A 17,988-nucleotide genomic window follows, 5' to 3' on the forward strand; every position below is an offset into this window, starting at 1 on the left:
AAAAGCCGTGGCTCGCGGCTTCCAGGCTCATATAGGACCGGTCGAAACTCAAGGCGTAGGGCTTTTCGGGGCGCGCGAGGCCATGCTGGGCGAACCACTCAGGCCATCTGAGCAAGGTTGCTTCGGAAAGGATCAGCTCTTGCGCCAGAAGATCTGCTGCGTTTTTTACCGCGCAGCGCGCGATCAGCTTGGGCGAGGCCAGCACAGCGAAACTTTCGTTACGCACGGTGCGCACTTCATAGCTGGGCCAATTAGGCCGGCCGTGACGAATATCGACATCGATCTTGTCCTGACTGAAGTGCAGCGATTCATAGGAGCAGGACAAATTGATCTGGATGTCCGGATTGCTCAAGCGAAACGACTCCAACCGCGGCATCAGCCAGAGTAAGCCAAAGCTGGGGGAGGAATGCAGCCGCAGGCAATCCATGCTGACGTCACTCGCTGCCCGCTCGGTGGCGACCTCAAGGCTCTGCAACAGACCGGAAATGTCCTTCAAGTACTGCTCACCCACTGGCGTCAGGGTCACCCCACGCGCTGCCCGCACAAACAACTGTCGACCAATCATCACCTCTAGCTTGGCCAATTGGTGGCTGATCGCTGACGGCGTGAGGTCGAGCACTTCGGCGGCTCTTGCCAGGTTGCCAAAACGGGCAGTCTGCTCGAAGGCTTGAATGGCTCTCAGCGGTGGCAGATGGGATGAAGGGAGATCGTCCTGGCGCATCGGTATTCAGCCTATTGTTTTTTTGGTCTCGGGCGGATCGTGTCATTCAAGCATTTACGGTGTGCATTGACGAGTGCTGAATTTTATTCATGTAGCAGTGACGTTTGCGTTATTGCTCAGCCTGCCGACGGGGACCACCCTGAGTCATCGATCGCTGAATCGAACCATAAAAACAATCAGAGGTACCCCTCATGCTTCTTCAAGGCAAAATCGCGATTATTACTGGCGCTGCATCCGCACGCGGTATCGGCCGCGCAACAGCGCTCACCTTCGCCCAACACGGCGCCCGCGTTGTGATCCTGGATCTCGACGAATCCGCCGCCCGTGACGCCGCGGCCACCCTCGGCGAAGGCCATCTGGGCCTGGCTGCCAACGTCGCCGATGAGACACAAGTCCAGGCAGCCGTCGCCAAGGTGCTCGAGCACTACGGTCGTATCGACATACTCGTCAACAATGCCGGCATCACCCAGCCAATCAAGACCCTGGACATTCGCCCCAGCGATTACGACAAGGTCCTGGATGTGAGCCTGCGCGGCACGCTGTTGATGTCCCAGGCAGTGATTCCGGTGATGCGCGCTCAGGCTGCGGGCAGCATCGTCTGCATGTCATCCGTATCGGCCCAGCGCGGCGGCGGCATTTTCGGTGGCCCGCACTACAGTGCAGCCAAAGCCGGTGTGCTTGGACTGGGCAAGGCCATGGCCCGCGAATTTGGCGCGGACAACATTCGCGTCAACTCCATTACCCCAGGCCTGATCCATACCGACATCACCGGTGGCCTGATGCAGGATGAGCGCCGCCACGCGATCATCGAAAGCATCCCGCTGGGTCGGCTTGGTGCAGCGCAGGATGTTGCCAATGCGGCACTGTTTCTCGCCAGCGACTTGTCCTCTTACCTCACCGGCATCACGCTGGATGTAAACGGCGGCATGTTGATCCACTGACCACAGGTGTCACCACCCGCTGTCCATTAAGTTCTGGATCGAAGATACGTCGGGCTTCAAGCGCGACGTTCTATAAAAACAAGAGATCAGACCCTCATGATGACCACCATGACGCTCGACACTGTGTCCACAGTGCGCTCAAGCGCGTATCGCAAGACTGCCTGGCGATTGATGCCTTTCCTGATGTTGTGCTACCTGTGCGCCTACCTGGACCGGGTAAACGTCGGGTTTGCAAAGCTGCAGATGATGAATGACCTGTCCCTGAGCGAAACCGTATACGGGCTCGGCGCGGGCGTGTTCTTTCTTGGCTATTTCCTCTGCGAAGTGCCGAGCAACCTTATCCTCCACAAGGTCGGTGCCCGTCGCTGGATCGCGCGCATCATGATTTCGTGGGGGATTATCTCCGCCCTCTTCGCCTTCGTAGAAACGGCCTGGCAGTTCTATACGCTGCGCTTTCTGCTCGGTATCGCCGAAGCCGGTCTCGCACCGGGCCTGCTGCTCTACCTCACCTACTGGTTCCCCTCCTACCGCCGCGCCAAAATGACCGTGCTGTGGTTCATCGCCATTCCGCTCTCGGGAATGATCGGCGGGCCGCTCTCAGGCTACATCATGACCCAGTTCGCCGGCGTTCATGGCTGGGCGGGCTGGCAGTGGATGTTCGTGATCGAAGCCATTCCGACCGTCATCGTTGGCCTGATGGTGCTGGCTTACCTCAAGGATGGCGTGCACCAGGCGACTTGGCTCACCGATGAAGAAAAAGCGCTGGTTAGCAAAGAACTGGCCGAGGACAACAGCCGCAAAGTCACCCATGCATCGGTCGGAGCATTCCTGCGCGACCGCCGGCTGTGGATCCTCGCCTGCATCTACTTTTGCGTGGTCATGGGCCAATACGCGATCACCTTCTGGCTGCCTACACTTATCCGTAATGCCGGTGTTGCCGATCCGATGCACATCGGCTTGCTCACCAGCCTCCCCTACCTGTGCGCCATCGTCGCGATGGTGCTGATGGGGCGCAGCGGCGACAAGCACCAGGAGCGCCGCTGGCATCTGGTGGCGCCGATGATTGCCGGCGCGCTGGGCCTCACGTTGGCGGCGGTGTTCGGCACCAACCTGATGCTGTCGGTGTTGTGCCTGTGTCTTGCGGCGGCCGGCGTGCTGTCTGCGTCTTCACTGTTCTGGATGCTGCCTACCACCTTGCTCGGTGGCGTATCTGCCGCTGCGGGGATCGCTGGAATCAACAGCTTTGCCAATCTGGCGGGTTTCTGCTCGCCCTACCTGATTGGTTGGATCACCACCACGACCGGTTCGAGCGCCATCGGCATGTACCTGATTACCGGTGTGCTGTGCATCGGTGCCTGTTTGGTGCTGCGTATTCCTGCTGCTTCGGTCAATCGTTGAGTTAACGGAGAATTTCCATGACTGCCACCTTATCTCGCGCGTCCTCCACCACACTGGTGCAGCGCGCACATAACATTCGCCACCATGCCTTGCGCATGGGCCAAGTCCAGGGTCAGGGCTATGTCGGCCAGGCGCTGGGCGCGGCAGACTTGCTGGCCGTGTCGTACTTTCATGCCTTGAACTACAAGCCCGAAGACCCCGAGTGGGAACAGCGTGATCGCTTCTACCTCTCCATCGGTCACTACGCGATTGCGCTGTATGCCGCGCTGATCGAGGCGCAAATCATTCCACTGGATGAGCTTGAAACCTACGGTTCGGATGACAGCCGCCTGCCCATGTCCGGCATGGCCGCATACACTCCCGGCATGGAGATCACCGGCGGCTCGCTGGGCCAGGGTCTGGGCATCGCAGTGGGCGCCTGCCTGGGTTTGAAGCGCAAACAGTCCAGCTCTTTCGTTTACAACCTGCTATCGGATGGCGAGCTGAATGAGGGCTCTACCTGGGAAGCGGTCATGTCAGCTTCGCACTGGAAACTCGACAACCTGATCGCCATCGTCGATATCAACAACCAGCAAGCCGACGGACACTCCAGCGAGGTGCTGGCATTTGAACCCATCGTTGACCGATGGCAAGCCTTTGGCTGGTTTACCCAGCGGGTAGACGGTAACGACCTGGACGCTTTGGTCAAAGCGTTCGACGCAGCCCGCAGCCATCCCGCCGCACAGCCGCGCGTCATCATCTGCGATACCAAGATGGGCAAAGGCGTGCCGTTTCTGGAAACCCGCGAAAAGACTCACTTCATCCGCGTAGATGAGCATGAATGGGATGTGGCCCTGAACAACCTGGAAGAAGGCAAAACAGTATGAACAACGCACACAAGACTAACGTTCAGGTGCCCGCAGCGGCGAAGAAAAAGCTGACGACCTCGGCAATGATTGCTTCGATTGCCGCTGAAGGCCAGGCCACAAAACCAGCGCCATTCGGCCACGCACTGGCCGCACTCGCGGACCAGCGCCAGGACATCGTGGGTTTATCGGCTGACTTGTCCAAATACACTGACCTGCACATTTTTGCGAAGGCGCACCCGGAGCGTTTCTACCAGATGGGCATGGCTGAGCAACTGTTGATGAGCGCGGCAGCCGGCATGGCTCGGGAGGGGTTTGTGCCCTTCGCCACCACTTACGCAGTGTTTGCTTCGCGCCGGGCCTATGACTTCATCTGCATGGCGATTGCCGAGGAAAACCTCAACGTTAAAATTGTCTGCGGTCTGCCGGGCCTGACCACCGGGTACGGCCCCAGCCACCAGGCAACGGATGATCTGGCAATCTTCCGCGCCATGCCGAACCTGATGATCGTTGACCCCTGCGATGCCTTGGAAATCGAACAAGCCGTGCCCGCCATTGCCGCGCACCAAGGGCCAGTCTACATGCGGTTACTGCGCGGCAACGTACCGCTGGTGCTCGACGAATATGGCTATAAATTCGAGATCGGCAAAGCCAAGACTCTGCGTACGGGCAATGAGGTTTTAATCATTTCCACCGGTTTGATGACAATGCGCGCCCTGGAAGCAGCCAATGAACTTCAGGCTGACGGTGTGGATGTCGCGGTGCTTCACGTTCCCACCATCAAGCCTTTGGATGAGCAGACTATTCTGGCTGAGGCCAGAAAGCCGGGACGACTGGTAGTGACTGCCGAAAACCACTCCATCATCGGCGGATTGGGCGAAGCAGTGGCAGCCGTGCTGTTGCGCAATGGGGTCACGCCGACATTCAGACAAATAGCGCTGCCTGACGCGTTTCTCGATGCTGGCGCACTTCCGACGTTGCACGATCGCTACGGTATTTCCACCCAGGCTGTGCGCGCGCAGATCAAGGGTTGGTTATAGGGGTTAAAACTGCAGGGGGCTGAATCAGCCCCCTGGCAAGGGGGACATCCCCCTTGAGCACCGACAGTCTGCTTTGGGGTAAGCGTTATGCCTGAAAAGGCTGCACCGAACAAAAAATTTCCGAGGAGAAACTAGAGGCGAATGGCTCGGATTTGGGCAACTGATGGAATGACTTGCACGTTGGAACCTCTTGAGCTGCTGGCTGCCATGCATTCTTCCAGAGTCTAAGAATGTCATTTGATCTGCACCACTTACTGCTGGTATTCACAGCCTACATTGTGGGAGCTGCCAGCCCTGGCCCCAGCAACATGCGAATCATGGGCGTTGCCATGCACCGTCTTGAGCATCACTATTTTTTCTGCAGCTATGCGATCGTTTTCTCGACAGCTCCGATGATTCGGGGTTATCGCAGGGCGCGCCGATGGATCGAAGGCACCCTCGCCTTGGTATTTGGAGCCGCAGGCTTGAAGCTGTTGTTTTCCCGCACATAATTTAATGCCAGCCAGTCGCTGCACACGCCTCTCGAATGATCACCTTCAATATCTTTCGCTTCAGAAGCGATAAAGCCCCCCCCTTTCACTCTCGTCGCAGGAGAGTATGGGGAGCAACGCCAAAGGCCTTGCGAAAAGCGTGGCTGAAATGAGAGAAGTCGGAGAAGCCGAAATCCAGCGCCGCCTGAGAAATACTGCGGACTTGACCGCGCTCAATAGCGTCGCGGCTGGCGAGCAATCGCGCCTTCCAGATTTCTGCGACCGGCGATTTCTGATGACGGGCGAAAGCGCGCGTCACAGTGCGCGTGGAGACATGGTGGGCTTGAGCAATGCGTTCGAGCGACAGGTCCGCCTCGCTCAAATACCGGTGGATGTAATTCATGATCCGGCCATGCAGATCCAACTCGTCATGAGTCTGCTTTAAATCCTGGAGTTCCAGGCTGACCACCAGAAGGTCGAGCAACGTGCTGGAGTAACGACTGGATACTCCTGTGTTATGGAAGCCTGAAGGCATACTCGCGGCCTGGCGTAACATCTCGCGTAACGGAATCACCCCTGGGCGACGATCATCCAGAACCACAGCGGTGCAATCTGCTATGGAGGGCAAGCGCTGACTGAGCAGTTGTCGCGGAATGCGGACAAGGTGGTTATCAGTACCACCGAAGCTGAATCTGAACGGCTGGGATGCGTCATAAAGAAACAGATCATCCGCGGTGAGCTTCGTCCGTCGGTCAGCCTGCTCCAGTTCGCCGTAACCGCTCCGGGTAAAGCCCAACCACAAATCGTCATTAGGATCACTGCGCAGGTGCTGGGCGGAACGCTCCCAATAGTGCAAGGGGGCGGACAACGTGCAAATGTCCAATGCCCCCATGCTATGCACCTCCAGCACCCCGTCGAAATCGCTCTGCGCCAGCAGTTTGCTGTCGGCGTCCAGGCAGTGATGACAGACCACATCTTTCCAGTAATCAAACCGGAGTGGTGCCGTTACGGCAAGGGTCGAATAGTGACATGTCTGGCTCATTGCATTCACCTATCGGCAGCGATTCAACAAAAAAGCGGGGTAACGTTTTTGCGAGCCAAGCAATTAGCAGGCCACCCTCATGGCCTCATTCCAGCTGCCAGACGCACTACAAGATGGCCACCGAAATACTTGGCTGGCGTGTAAGTGGGTAGATCTTCCTAAACAGTCCCCATGCAACTTCCCGGGGCGAATCGCACCTTTTTTCACAAGCTCCGCACCATTGCTGCGCATAGATATGCCGGCCATTTACACCTGTCCTTTTTAACCAAACGGTTGTCCATTCGAGCCAAGCGCATTCCATCCCCCCTCGATAATTTTCACTCCATGCCGTGTCCCTACAAACACGAATGACGAGGTGGCTCATGCAACTACGAGAACAGCAGCGACTGTCCGATTCGTCCTGGTTTTTACAGCGATGGGACATGGCACCCGAAGAGTTTGCCACTTACCTACTGCAACTCGGGACCCTCGCGCTGCAACGCCGATGGAGTGGTCCCACTCGCAAAACAACCACATCCACTGGGATGTAGAACAGCGAACCGTCCGTTTGAGACGGAAATAAAGGAGCCCCCATGGAATCTGCAATCGATAAACATCTTAAATGTCCCCGGACTTTGTCCCGTCGTGTTCACGACGATTACAAGCCACCCTTCCCGATGTTTGTGGGGCGAGCTGATGAAAACGTGAAGCAAGTTGTGATGGCTTACCTCGGGGTGCAATTTCGTGACGAGCAACGCGCCGCCGCCCTGCAAGCCATGCGCTACATTGATGCAAGCTTTGCCCTCGCCGATGGCCCAGGGAATCACGACCTGACCTACCACCTCGACAATCAGGGTTATGGAAACTTCATCGCCGTGGGCTACTGGCGTGATCCCGCCGCCTATCACCGCTGGCTACTTTCAGCGCCTGTGGCCGATTGGTGGGGCGACGATGCGCGCCTGAACGAGGGGTTGGGGTATTTCCGCGAAGTCATCGCACCACGTGCCGAGCAGTTCGAGACGCTGTATGCATTCAAGGACGATTTGCCAGGTGTCGGTGCGGTCATGGACGGCATCAGCGGCGAGATTGAGGAGCACGGCTACTGGGGCTCGGCGCGCGACCGCTTTGCTATCTCACAGACCGACTGGATGCAGCCGACCAGCGAACTACAAGTCATTTCAGGCGATCCCGCCAAGGGAGGCAGGGTCGTGGTACGTGGCCACGACAACCTGACGCTGATCCGTTCCGGACAAGACTGGGTCGAAGCCGGCGAGGAAGAGCGCGCGCTCTATTTCAACGAGATGCTGCCGCCACTGCAAGACGGCATGAACTTCCTGCGTGACGAGGGGCAGGCGCTGGGCTGCTATAGCAACCGCTTCGTACGCAATGTCGACCTTGACGGCAATCTCCTCGACATCGCCTATGACATCGGTCACTGGCGATCGCTCGACAAACTGGAGCGCTGGGCGGAATCCCATCCCACTCACCTACGCATTTTCACCACCTTCTTCCGCGTGATCGGAGGCCTTTCGAAGCTGCGGCTGTATCACGAGGTCTCGGTAGCGGACGGTAGCCAGCAACTGTTCGAGTACATCAACTGCCACCCACAGACCGGGATGATGCGCGACGCGCAAGTGTCGCCCACCTGACTCCATCGCTGACTCCACTTTTAGCCCTGCGCGTTGCCTGACTGGCGATAGCGGGGCTCTTTTTGCCCGAAAAAAGGATCTTCGATCATGAAACGGTTCCGCTACCTGTCGCTTGCAGCCCTCCTCCCCAGCCTTTCCTCCCACGCGCTCGAGGTGGATCCTGGCGATTACGAGCCACTCCCCGTGGGAGCGACCATCGGCGTCGTCTACTACCAGCACGCCACCACAGACAAAGCCTATTCCAACGGGCACAAGACCAGTTCCGATTTCAACCTGACTTCCGATGTCGGCATTCTGCGTCTGCTGCACGTCTACCAGTTGAGCGAGCGACTAACCATCGAGCCGCAATTCCTGTTGCCCTTCGGTCATGTCTCAGGCGGTGGTGACGCGTCTGGTCTAGGCGACGCCAGCGGCATCGGCGACCTCATTCTTACAGCGCCGCTCAAGTACCGTCTCAACGACGCCAACGACACCCTCGGTGCGACCGCTTACTTGTACGTGCCGACTGGCAACTATGACAAAGACGACGCGCTCAACCTTGGCGAGAACCGTTGGAAGTTTGATCTCCAGGCCGCTTACGTCAAGCACTTCACGGAGAAGTGGGCCATCGACCTCGTCGGTGACGCCATCTGGTACGGAGACAACAACGACTTCGGCGCCAGCTCAGCCCGCCGGGAGCAGGACGTTTCCTACGGTGCCCAGTTAATGGGCCGCTACATGCCCGACGAGACCTCTGCGCTGGCTATCGGCTTCGGCCACAGTTGGGGCGGGGAAAACCAGATCGACGGTGTCAACCAGGACGACAGGATGGAAACCACCAACGTCCGCTTCACGGCCAGAAAGTTTTTTACCGCCAAGGACCAACTCCAAGTGCAACTTGGACGCGACCTTGCGGTGGAGAACGGCCCCAAAGAGAACTTTCGCATGAACCTGCGCTACGTCAGGGTCTTTTAGACCCGCCCGTCTCTACCACCCGTTGTCCTTATCAACCAAACGTGTGCCCAACGACGAAGTCAACCTGGCTCCATCGCACGACTTCGCATCCCGTATCAATCGGGCCAACGCGACAGTTGGCTAATGAGATGCCTCTAACCTGACACGGAGTAACCAGACAATGACCGACCAGCAACCCACCATGGAACAACAACTGTCCCTCTATACCCGTCTTGGCGGCTATGACGCTATTTATCAGTTCGCAGGTGCAGTTCTGAGAAAAACAATGGGGCACCCCGCCATCGGGCACATCTGGGCCCATATGTCGGAATCGACGTTCCAGAAGGAACACATCAATTTTGTCGATTTCCTTTCCGAGCACTGGGGTGGAAGCGCCAAATACAGGGGTAGAGACATGGTCACCGCGCATCGCGGGATGGGTCTGACCGAGGTGCACTGGCAAGCGGTGCTCGATTGTCTGGAGGCGTGCTACGACGACTACGGTCTGGCCCCGGATCTGCGCAAGGAGGTCAATGACTTCCTCATCAAGTTCAAGCCGGCGGTGATTGGGAGCCCCTCTTATCGGGACGTCGTACTCGCGCACCCGGAAATGGACCCAGCCAAAGGAATGAAGAGCGTTGGGGTTTTCTGGCCGAAACCCGGGAAGTCATCTCAGAAACCGACCACGCCTGAATCCGAGAACTGACACGCTCGTCACCAACCTGAGCCACACCCATGGAGGCGTATCCATGGGGTGCCCTCCATGCTGCCGAGAGCTTGCTCTGGCAGCCGACGGCTACCGTGGCGTGGCTATAAACGGGCCCCCGAGTCCCGCTCAACCAAGCGAATGTCCTCCTCAACCAAGCACCGCTCAATCTGCGGAGATAGCTTGATACCAGCCCCGGCCGCGACGTCGCCAATAGTGCACATCGTGCCCGGGCATCGCCGAGATGACGTTTGAACAAACATTGCCAACCTTACGGGTTGGCACAGGAAACAGGACACCCTATGGCCATCATTCGCCCGACTCTCGAACAAGTGCAGGATCTCGCCAACCGTCTGCACATACAGCTGACCCCCGAGCAAGCCAGCGAATACCTGGCGCTTATGCAATCCAGTTTTGATGCCTACGATCTAGTCGATGAGTTGCCAGACTTCATCCCTCCAGTGCGCTACGAGCGCAGTGCAGGTTACCGCCCTTCAAGTACGGATAATCCGCTGAATGCGTGGTACTACAGAACGGAGGTGATGGGCGCCAGTTCGGGCAAGCTTGCCGGCAAGACGGTTGCGCTCAAAGACAATATCTCTCTGGCCGGTGTCCCGATGATGAACGGTGCCGCACCACTGGAGGGTTTCGTACCGTCGTTTGATGCCACCGTGGTGATGCGTCTGCTCGACGCTGGCGCAACCATCCTCGGCAAAGCCACATGTGAACATTACTGCCTCTCCGGCGGTAGCCATACCTCAGACCCAGCTCCCGTGCACAACCCTTTTCGCCATGGTTTCACGACCGGCGGCTCGTCTTCCGGCAGCGCGGCGCTTGTGGCGTCGGGCGAGGTCGACCTGGCTGTCGGTGGAGACCAGGGCGGCTCCATCCGCATTCCGGCAGCATGGTGCGGCATTTACGGAATGAAGCCCACCTTCGGTCTGGTACCCTATACCGGCGTCATGGCGATCGAGTCCACTTTCGACCATGTCGGCCCCCTGACGAGCAACGTACGCGATAACGCCCTCATGCTCGAAGTGATGGCCGGAGCCGACGGGCTCGACCCTCGCCAGACCGCTCCCGAGGTCGACACCTATAGCGATTACTTGGAACGAGGCGTGATCGGACTCAGGATCGGGGTTCTCCAGGAAGGCTTCCAACTCGCTAACCAGGATCCACGTATTGCAGAAAAGGTGCGCAGCGCTATCGCCCGGCTCGAGGCGTTGGGCGCGCGGGTCGAGGAGGTCTCGGTTCCCGAACACACCCTGGCGGGATCGTTGTGGAGCCCTATCGGCTGTGAAGGCCTGACCATGCAAATGATGCATGGCAACGGAGCGGGTTTTAACTGGAAGGGGCTTTACGACGTGGGCCTGCTGGACAAACAGGCCGGTTGGCGCGATCAGGCGAACGCATTGTCCCCGTCACTCAAGCTTTGCATGTTCGTGGGTCAGTTCGGTCTGGAGCGCTACAACGGTCGCTACTACGCCAAGGCCCAGAACATTGCGCGCTTTGCCCGAGCTGCCTATGACAAGGCGTTGAACACCTATGACCTGCTCGTCATGCCGACCGTGCCAATCACCGCCCAGCCGCTCCCTGAACCGGGTTCTTCAATCACCGAGACCGTCACTCGTGCGTTGGAGATGTTAGGCAACACCGCCGCTCAGGACATTACCGGGCACCCCGCCATGTCGATCCCTTGTGGTCTGGTGGACGGACTGCCCGTGGGGCTGATGTTTGTCGGAAGACATTATGCGGAAGGCACCCTCTATCAAGCTGCAGCTGCATTCGAGGCCTCTGTCGATTGGCGGACGTTGTAAACCTGCACATCGCATTGGCGAGCAAACACCGGCAAGTCGCACTGAAAGTGAGTATCAACTTCAGAGGAGCCAATACATGAGCCATACGCACGAACATCATCACGATCACGATCACACCGAGCCCCCCGAGGCCATCGCCTTGCGTGTCAAGGCGCTCGAGTCCCTGTTGATAGAAAAGGGTTTGGTCGACCCAACCGCCATGGATGCTCTGGTGGACACTTACCAGCACAAGGTCGGCCCGCGCAACGGCGCTCAGGTGGTCGCCAAGGCCTGGTTCGATCCCGATTACAAACATCGGCTGCTGGAAGATGCCACTGCGGCCATTGCCGAACTGGGTTTTTCCGGCGTGCAGGGCGAAGACATGGTGGTAGTGGAGAACACCGCGACCGTGCACAACGTGACGGTCTGTACGCTGTGCTCCTGCTACCCCTGGCCGACCCTGGGCCTGCCCCCAGCCTGGTACAAATCCGCGCCCTATCGCTCACGGATAGTCATCGATCCGCGCAGCGTGCTGGCCGAATTCGGTTTGCTTATTCCCAATGACAAGGAAGTTCGCGTCTGGGACAGCAGTGCTGAGTTGCGCTACCTGGTACTGCCGGAACGTCCGGCGGGCACTGACGGCTGGAGCGAGGAACGCCTGGTCGAGCTCGTGACGCGTGACGCCATGATCGGCACCGGCCTGCCCAAGACGCCGGGCGACGAAGCCTGAACCCGAGAAGGAGAAAACCATGAACGGTGTACACGACTTAGGCGGTATGCACGGTTTCGGCCCAGTGCTCACCGAAGAAAATGAACCGGTCTTCCATCACGACTGGGAACGCAGGATCTTTCCGCTGTTCGCCTCGCTCTTCGTCGGCGGACACTTCAATGTCGACGAGTTCCGACACTCCATTGAACGCATGGAACCGGCTGAATACTTGCAGTCGAGTTACTACGAACACTGGCTTCACGCCTTCGAGACCCTGCTGCTGGAAAAAGGCGTGATCAGCACTGCCGAACTGCAGGGCACGGTCAAACCGACCTCACCGGCACAGCCCCCAACGGTGCTAACACCGGACATCGTCGAGGCGGTGATCCTCGGAGGCGCCTCTTCCCGGGCAAAGGAACCTGTCTGCGGCCGCTTCCGGGTCGGTGACCGGGTACGGACGAAAAACCTCAACCTAACCACCCACACCCGACTGCCGCGCTACGCGCGCGGCAAGGTCGGGACCATCGAGATTGCACACGGCGCGTTTGCCACCCCAGACACGATGGCCCACGGTCTGGGCGAACAACCCCAACAGGTCTATGCCGTTCGCTTCAGTGCGACAGAACTGTGGGGAGTGGCGCGACCGGACAGTGTTTGCATTGATCTGTGGGACAACTATCTGGAGGCCGTATGAACGCAAGCATGCCTCACATCCCCCCCATAGCCGGTCTGTCTCTCGACAATGAAGGCCCGGTATTCGACAAACCTTGGCAGGCCCAGGCTTTTTCCTTGCTGCTACACCTGCACCAAATCGGTCTATTTCCCTGGAAGGACTGGGTGCAGGTATTCAGCGACGAGATCAAGGCTGCCCCGGCGCAACCCGGAGAAAGCCTCAACGACACTTACTACCGGCAGTGGATCACAGCGTTGGAAAGAATGGTCACCACACTCGGTTTAGCGGGTATGGAAGACATTACCCGGCGCACCGAGGAATGGCAGCAAGCTTACTTGAATACCCCCCATGGACAACCGGTCACGCTGCTCAATGCGAGTTGCCCACCAGCCCATGGAAACGGGCACGAACACCTGCCGCGGCACGAGCCGGTGGCGATCAGCCGGGCCACAAGCTGAGGCCGGAGTCGTCCTGTTTTTTACTTTCGAGGTCGCGTAGCGGCCAAGGAGCAATCGTCATGCACATCGAACCTAACCTGGTGGAAGCTGGAAAACTCTGGCTGAGCTATGTCACTGCCGCAGGTGCCGGCGCCTACACCCTCAAACTCGCGGCCCAAGCCATGGGCGAGCGTGGTGTCTTCTCGCTGCTGGCTCGCACTGTCACTGCCACGGCCCTGGTATTCAGCTTCTTCGAGCTGCTACCGCACCACCCAGTCGGCGTATCCGAGGTCCATCTCATCCTGGGGTCAACGCTGTTTCTGCTGCTCGGCGCCGCACCTGCGGCAGCGGGTCTCGCCCTGGGACTGCTAATCCAGAGTCTGTTCTTCGCTCCATTCGACCTGCCGCAATACGGCATGAACGTCACCACCCTTCTGGTACCGCTGTTCGCAGTCGCCGCCCTGGCGAAACGCATCATCGCGCCAGACACGCCGTATGTGGAACTGAGCTACAGACAAGCTCTGGGGCTGTCGACTGCCTTCCAGGCGGGCATTGTCGCCTGGGTTGCCTTCTGGGCGTTCTACGGGCAAGGCTTCACAGCCGAAAACGCCATGTCAATTCTGACCTTCGGCAGTGCCTACATGACCGTCGTCACCCTCGAACCGCTGTTGGACCTGGCCGTGCTGGCCGGTGCCAAGGCAACACATCGCCTGCGTGGTAGCACGCTGCTCGAGCGCCGTCTGTACCAGTCCGCCTGAGTCGACAAACTCCAGTCCAGGTCAGACTGTCCCCGGGTATTCGAAGACCGTAATGCTCGGGGGCATCAAGAGCAAGAACCGCCCCGAAACCTCGTGAGCAAACCAGAGGTGTTTGATGTTTTTCAGAAATAACACCCGCCGCAGTGGCGGTCTGAGGACGCACCGGTACATGCCCTATATCAACATTTGAGCTGATACTTTCGAATGCAGCTGCAAGAAGCGACGAAGCAGCGCCATAGGTGACTTTCGCGCCGGTGCATCAGTGCGCAATTACAAACCCGATCACCGGATAAAAGGATAGTGACGTCGTCTCTCGCTCTGAGTGACTCGCCTGATAAAGCTTCAACAATGTTCGATCGACGATGGCGCTGAACGCCACAACGTTCAGCGCCCTCTGACTCGCTCACTTCCTCTCGCGGTTCACCACTCCCTTCTGTTTGAGAAGAAGCGTTGGATTGCCCTCGCTATCCGCAGTTGTTGAAGCAGATCCGGGCTGATCGTCAGCACTGCCATTTCAGGATTTATTTCCACCAATACTCGACCTGAAACCCTACGTTGGAGCCTTGCAGGTCTGTACCAAACGCACCGGTATCAGACAACGCCGATCCCGGAGATTGTAAGCTGGCGGCGCGTTGCGCAGCCTTGTTCCAGGTTGCGTAGGTGTAATACAGACGAAATTCCGGCCTGTCCCAGAATCCCGTGCCCTTCGGTGACCAGGTAGGCGCGATGGTGTACTTAGTGAGTTTTCGGGTACCGTCTGCGGCTTCAACCTGGTCGCGCCCAACTTCTGTGATCAACTTGAACTGGTCCGTGAACGCATAAATTGGCCGAACACCAATGGATAACCAGTTCTGATCATCACCATCAGGGCGCGTGTCTTTTTGATAGACCAATTCAACTTGACCACTGAAAGCATGAGTCATTTGCCAGTCGAAAAACTCCACGAGCCGCCAGCTCTTGTTGCTCTCATCCAGCGTGGTATCACCGGTGTAGCCCAATGCGGTGCCCGGCCCTCGGCCGTATTGAACAGCGAACTTGTTGACTCCGCCAAGAAACGCGACCTGCTTGTGCTGGGCAACCACCGACCAGCCCTGATGAGCATTCTCGCGGCTCGGCTTGTCCAGATAACTGACGCCCAGTTGAACCTCGCCACCGGGATTTGTGTTGAATCCGCTGACGGTCACATCATGACGGGTAACAAAATCCTTTTGGAAGACGTTGTCCTTGCGTGAGAACACGTAGCTGTATTTCAGATCTCCCAATGCGACCTGGTCGAACCCAAAGCCTGTTGAGCTTTGGTTCCAGTAGAAGTAGTCGGAAATATTGATGTCGTTTCGGTTGTAGTAACGACGGCCCGCCCAGAAAGAACCGCCATTCAATGCCGGCATCTTGCTCCACTCACCGTAGAGCTGGCTCATCCGCGTATAGCCGTGCTCCCCGTCAAATTTTGGTTCATGGCCATATTCGTTATAAAACTGTGCCATGCCTTCCACGCTGACCACCGAGCCGTCGTCCAGTGAAAGCAGATCCTGACGCAAATCCAGTTCCAGATATTGCTCACATTCGTTGCCCAGACGGTATTTGGATTGCGCGCCCGGTAGCTGAAAACACGACTGTTTCCCTCCTTGAGTCGAATCTCCTACTCCGGTTCTGAAATAACCACTGAAGTCTGTTGCATACGCATCAACGGGCAAAAAGCCGACAGCAAAGGACGCACCCAGAACTGCGCTGAGAGTTTTAACGTTCATTCATAACACCTTTTGTTTGTTATATTTATTGGACAAGGCCGATAACACGAACAGCACGCTTTTGATTCGGATACGCGACTAACTCCACGCACCGGTTTCCGACAGGAAAATACCAAGTTAAATCGAATAAAAAAGGCACTGCATTACCTGAACCAAAAGCATACGAAAAATCCAGGCAGTGCAAAGTGGCCACGACGAGCTAACGATAAGGCATTAGTCCCGTCCGATCTTATGAGGCTCTACCCCCGATGACGTCCTCGGAAGAAATCTATAAGACCCTGCGTCGAGGAATCATCAGCCGGTTGCGCGTCATATCGAGTCAGGAGGCTATGGACGTTGTTACTTAGCTCCTTGCCCAGCTCCACGCCCCATTGATCAAACGAATTGACTCCCCAAATTACGCCTTGGACAAAGACCTTGTGCTCGTAAAGGGCGATCAGCGCACCAAGGCTATGTGGATTGATGATCTCAAGAGCAACTGTATTGCTTGGCCGGTTACCGGGGATCACTTTATGCGGTGCCAGTCGTTCAATCTCACTGGATGAATGGCCTTTGGCTTTTAGCTCTGCCTCAGCTTCACTGCGGGTTTTGCCCCACATCAGCGCTTGGCTTTGAGACAAGCAATTGGCATACAGCCATTCCTGATGATCAGCCACTGGATTGTGGCTGACCACAGGCACAATGAAGTCAGCTGGAATCAGAGGCGTTCCCTGATGCAGCAACTGGTGGTAAGCGTGCTGTCCGTTACACCCCACGCCGCCCCAGATTACCGGGCCCGTGGTGCAAGACACTGACGTGCCGTCATGACGAACACTTTTGCCATTTGACTCCATGTCCATCTGCTGCAGATGCTTAACGAAGTTGCGCAGGTAATGGTCATAGGGCAAGAAAGCATAGCTTTGCGCACCCCAAAAATTGTGATACCAAACGCCGAGTACCGCTAAAAGAACAGGAAGGTTCTGTTCCAATGGTTCGTTCAGGAAATGCTGATCCATCGCGTACGCGCCGGATAGCAGTTCCTTGAAGTTAGCGATGCCAATGGCCAGCGCAATCGGCAGGCCAATTGCAGACCATAGTGAGTAACGGCCACCGACCCAGTCCCACATAGGAAATATGTTTGCTTCACGAATGCCGAAATCCAGCGCCGCTTGGCGATTACTTGTCACAGCAATGAAATGGCGATATAGCTTCTCCTCCGTCCCGCCCTTAGCCAAGTACCAGCTACGAGAAGCTTGTGCATTCTTCAAGGTTTCAAGAGTACCGAAGGTTTTGCTGGAGATGATGAACAGCGTTGTTTCTACGTTCAGTCCGGCTGTAACCTCTCGGAATTCACTGCCGTCGATGTTAGCTAGATAATGGCACCGCACTCCATGCCGAGCAAAAGGCGCCAGCGCCTCAGAGACAAGCTCCGGGCCCAGAAATGAGCCACCAATACCAATGTTTACGACATCGGTGATGACCTTGTCGTTGTAACCACGCCACAGATGGTTATGGATACGACTCACCACGTCAGTCATTTGCGCCAGGGCGCCATGCACATCGCGCATCAAGTTGCGACCATCGACCATCAAAGCGTCACCCACTGGTCGCCGCAGCGCGGTATGCAGCACAGGACGCCCCTCGGAGCAGTTGATTTTCTCTCCACTGAACATGGCATGCGCTGCCTGTTCCACGCCTGCCTCGCGAGCAAGGTTTACAAGCAATGAACGCGTTTCGTGAGTGATCAGGTTTTTGGAGTAATCCAAAAAAAGCCCGCAGCCCGCCAAGGAAAACTCTTGAAAGCGTTTACTGTCATCTCGAAAGGCATCGCGCATACTAAAATTTTTCATGCTCTCCCGATGGTCGAGCAGATTGCGCCATGCCGGCAGTGCAGTCACATCATTCGTTTTGTTGTAGTTATTCATGCTCAGCCCTTCTTCGCCAATACGGCTTGTGCCGTCTAAATCGACTCTTGTCTTGCCATTCAAATTTAAGCATTTCGTAATTCTGCGAACGCAGAAGCGCCATCACAGGAATAAGCTCTGCATTTTGCAGCTACAACCAATTACCTGAAGAAAAACAAAACCAAACGCGGGGCACTCAAGCAGAAAACACTGAAACATACATATACGTGCACGACAAATGGAAACCAGGTGCTAGTCGT

General features: G+C 57.1%; 17 protein-coding genes. 13 read left to right on the forward strand and 4 right to left on the reverse strand.

Features of this window, described 5'->3' with window-relative positions:
- On the reverse strand, nucleotides 1-721 hold a 721-nt coding region (locus tag PMI30_RS25275), incomplete at its 3' end, for a LysR family transcriptional regulator (protein ID WP_008006356.1).
- 191 nt (nucleotides 722-912) lie between these two features.
- Between PMI30_RS25275 and PMI30_RS25270 the strand changes: the two genes are divergently transcribed.
- The 5 genes from PMI30_RS25270 to PMI30_RS25250 all read left to right on the forward strand — a co-directional run bounded on the left by PMI30_RS25270 (nucleotide 913) and on the right by PMI30_RS25250 (nucleotide 5,436).
- Nucleotides 913-1,662, forward strand: a complete 750-nt coding sequence (locus PMI30_RS25270) for an SDR family NAD(P)-dependent oxidoreductase (protein ID WP_008006358.1) — start codon at nucleotides 913-915, stop codon at nucleotides 1,660-1,662.
- A 96-nt stretch (nucleotides 1,663-1,758) separates the two neighbouring features.
- A complete protein-coding gene (locus tag PMI30_RS25265; protein WP_008006361.1) occupies nucleotides 1,759-3,060 on the forward strand; it encodes an MFS transporter in 1,302 nt (433 codons plus the stop codon).
- A 17-nt stretch (nucleotides 3,061-3,077) separates the two neighbouring features.
- Nucleotides 3,078-3,926: a transketolase gene (locus PMI30_RS25260; protein WP_008006363.1), complete on the forward strand. Its 849-nt coding sequence runs from the start codon at nucleotides 3,078-3,080 to the stop codon at nucleotides 3,924-3,926.
- Entirely contained in the window at nucleotides 3,923-4,945 is a 1,023-nt protein-coding gene (locus PMI30_RS25255; RefSeq protein WP_008006365.1) for a transketolase family protein, read from the forward strand. The genes PMI30_RS25260 and PMI30_RS25255 overlap by 4 nt, the downstream gene beginning before the upstream one ends.
- Before the next feature lie 230 nt (nucleotides 4,946-5,175).
- The gene (locus PMI30_RS25250) at nucleotides 5,176-5,436 is read left to right on the forward strand and encodes a hypothetical protein (protein WP_008006367.1); all 261 of its coding nucleotides are present in this window, start codon (nucleotides 5,176-5,178) and stop codon (nucleotides 5,434-5,436) included.
- 85 nt (nucleotides 5,437-5,521) lie between these two features.
- Here the strand turns inward: PMI30_RS25250 and PMI30_RS25245 are convergent, their stop codons facing one another.
- Nucleotides 5,522-6,457 carry a helix-turn-helix domain-containing protein gene (locus PMI30_RS25245; protein ID WP_008006369.1) on the reverse strand — a complete coding sequence of 312 codons (936 nt, stop codon included), beginning with the start codon at nucleotides 6,455-6,457 and terminating at the stop codon, nucleotides 5,522-5,524.
- A 572-nt stretch (nucleotides 6,458-7,029) separates the two neighbouring features.
- Between PMI30_RS25245 and oxdA the strand changes: the two genes are divergently transcribed.
- The 8 genes from oxdA to PMI30_RS25205 all read left to right on the forward strand — a co-directional run bounded on the left by oxdA (nucleotide 7,030) and on the right by PMI30_RS25205 (nucleotide 14,097).
- Complete coding sequence (gene oxdA, locus PMI30_RS25240; protein WP_008006373.1) at nucleotides 7,030-8,085, forward strand: aliphatic aldoxime dehydratase; 1,056 nt, start codon at nucleotides 7,030-7,032, stop codon at nucleotides 8,083-8,085.
- 87 nt (nucleotides 8,086-8,172) lie between these two features.
- Entirely contained in the window at nucleotides 8,173-9,039 is an 867-nt protein-coding gene (locus PMI30_RS25235; RefSeq protein WP_008006375.1) for a transporter, read from the forward strand.
- A gap of 160 nt (nucleotides 9,040-9,199) precedes the next feature.
- Entirely contained in the window at nucleotides 9,200-9,724 is a 525-nt protein-coding gene (locus PMI30_RS25230) for a group I truncated hemoglobin (RefSeq protein WP_008006377.1), read from the forward strand.
- Between the two features lie 302 nt (nucleotides 9,725-10,026).
- Nucleotides 10,027-11,541 (forward strand): amidase, encoded by a 1,515-nt coding sequence (locus PMI30_RS25225; RefSeq protein WP_008006379.1) that lies wholly within the window; start codon nucleotides 10,027-10,029, stop codon nucleotides 11,539-11,541.
- Between the two features lie 76 nt (nucleotides 11,542-11,617).
- Nucleotides 11,618-12,250 carry a nitrile hydratase subunit alpha gene (gene nthA, locus PMI30_RS25220; RefSeq protein WP_008006381.1) on the forward strand — a complete coding sequence of 211 codons (633 nt, stop codon included), beginning with the start codon at nucleotides 11,618-11,620 and terminating at the stop codon, nucleotides 12,248-12,250.
- Between the two features lie 19 nt (nucleotides 12,251-12,269).
- Nucleotides 12,270-12,923 (forward strand): nitrile hydratase subunit beta, encoded by a 654-nt coding sequence (nthB, locus tag PMI30_RS25215; protein WP_008006382.1) that lies wholly within the window; start codon nucleotides 12,270-12,272, stop codon nucleotides 12,921-12,923.
- The gene (locus PMI30_RS25210) at nucleotides 12,920-13,360 is read left to right on the forward strand and encodes a nitrile hydratase accessory protein (RefSeq protein WP_008006383.1); all 441 of its coding nucleotides are present in this window, start codon (nucleotides 12,920-12,922) and stop codon (nucleotides 13,358-13,360) included. Before nthB ends, PMI30_RS25210 begins: the two co-directional genes overlap by 4 nt.
- A 59-nt stretch (nucleotides 13,361-13,419) precedes the next feature.
- Nucleotides 13,420-14,097 carry an energy-coupling factor ABC transporter permease gene (locus tag PMI30_RS25205; RefSeq protein WP_008006384.1) on the forward strand — a complete coding sequence of 226 codons (678 nt, stop codon included), beginning with the start codon at nucleotides 13,420-13,422 and terminating at the stop codon, nucleotides 14,095-14,097.
- Between the two features lie 521 nt (nucleotides 14,098-14,618).
- On the opposite strand, the gene PMI30_RS25200 is transcribed toward PMI30_RS25205, so the two are convergent.
- Together PMI30_RS25200 and pgi are read right to left on the reverse strand one after the other, a co-directional pair.
- The gene (locus PMI30_RS25200) at nucleotides 14,619-15,845 is read right to left on the reverse strand and encodes a maltoporin (RefSeq protein WP_008006385.1); all 1,227 of its coding nucleotides are present in this window, start codon (nucleotides 15,843-15,845) and stop codon (nucleotides 14,619-14,621) included.
- Between the two features lie 239 nt (nucleotides 15,846-16,084).
- Nucleotides 16,085-17,749, reverse strand: a complete 1,665-nt coding sequence (gene pgi, locus PMI30_RS25195; RefSeq protein WP_008006386.1) for a glucose-6-phosphate isomerase — start codon at nucleotides 17,747-17,749, stop codon at nucleotides 16,085-16,087.
- Nucleotides 17,750-17,988: the final 239 nt, after the last annotated feature.

The sequence above is a fragment of the Pseudomonas sp. GM50 genome (assembly GCF_000282375.1).
Taxonomy (GTDB): Bacteria; Pseudomonadota; Gammaproteobacteria; order Pseudomonadales; family Pseudomonadaceae; genus Aquipseudomonas.

Excerpts from the sequence above, each read along its gene's own strand:
- PMI30_RS25235 (WP_008006375.1), top strand. The coding sequence starts at position 8,173 with ATGAAACGGTTCCGCTACCTGTCGCTTGCAGCCCTCCTCCCCAGCCTT.
- PMI30_RS25210 (WP_008006383.1), top strand. The coding sequence starts at position 12,920 with ATGAACGCAAGCATGCCTCACATCCCCCCCATAGCCGGTCTGTCTCTC.
- PMI30_RS25250 (WP_008006367.1), top strand. The coding sequence starts at position 5,176 with ATGTCATTTGATCTGCACCACTTACTGCTGGTATTCACAGCCTACATT.
- PMI30_RS25200 (WP_008006385.1), bottom strand. The coding sequence starts at position 15,845 with ATGAACGTTAAAACTCTCAGCGCAGTTCTGGGTGCGTCCTTTGCTGTC.
- PMI30_RS25230 (WP_008006377.1), top strand. The coding sequence starts at position 9,200 with ATGACCGACCAGCAACCCACCATGGAACAACAACTGTCCCTCTATACC.
- PMI30_RS25225 (WP_008006379.1), top strand. The coding sequence starts at position 10,027 with ATGGCCATCATTCGCCCGACTCTCGAACAAGTGCAGGATCTCGCCAAC.
- PMI30_RS25260 (WP_008006363.1), top strand. The coding sequence starts at position 3,078 with ATGACTGCCACCTTATCTCGCGCGTCCTCCACCACACTGGTGCAGCGC.
- PMI30_RS25205 (WP_008006384.1), top strand. The coding sequence starts at position 13,420 with ATGCACATCGAACCTAACCTGGTGGAAGCTGGAAAACTCTGGCTGAGC.
- PMI30_RS25255 (WP_008006365.1), top strand. The coding sequence starts at position 3,923 with ATGAACAACGCACACAAGACTAACGTTCAGGTGCCCGCAGCGGCGAAG.
- nthA (WP_008006381.1), top strand. The coding sequence starts at position 11,618 with ATGAGCCATACGCACGAACATCATCACGATCACGATCACACCGAGCCC.
- PMI30_RS25265 (WP_008006361.1), top strand. The coding sequence starts at position 1,759 with ATGATGACCACCATGACGCTCGACACTGTGTCCACAGTGCGCTCAAGC.
- oxdA (WP_008006373.1), top strand. The coding sequence starts at position 7,030 with ATGGAATCTGCAATCGATAAACATCTTAAATGTCCCCGGACTTTGTCC.
- pgi (WP_008006386.1), bottom strand. The coding sequence starts at position 17,749 with ATGAATAACTACAACAAAACGAATGATGTGACTGCACTGCCGGCATGG.
- PMI30_RS25270 (WP_008006358.1), top strand. The coding sequence starts at position 913 with ATGCTTCTTCAAGGCAAAATCGCGATTATTACTGGCGCTGCATCCGCA.
- nthB (WP_008006382.1), top strand. The coding sequence starts at position 12,270 with ATGAACGGTGTACACGACTTAGGCGGTATGCACGGTTTCGGCCCAGTG.
- PMI30_RS25245 (WP_008006369.1), bottom strand. The coding sequence starts at position 6,457 with ATGAGCCAGACATGTCACTATTCGACCCTTGCCGTAACGGCACCACTC.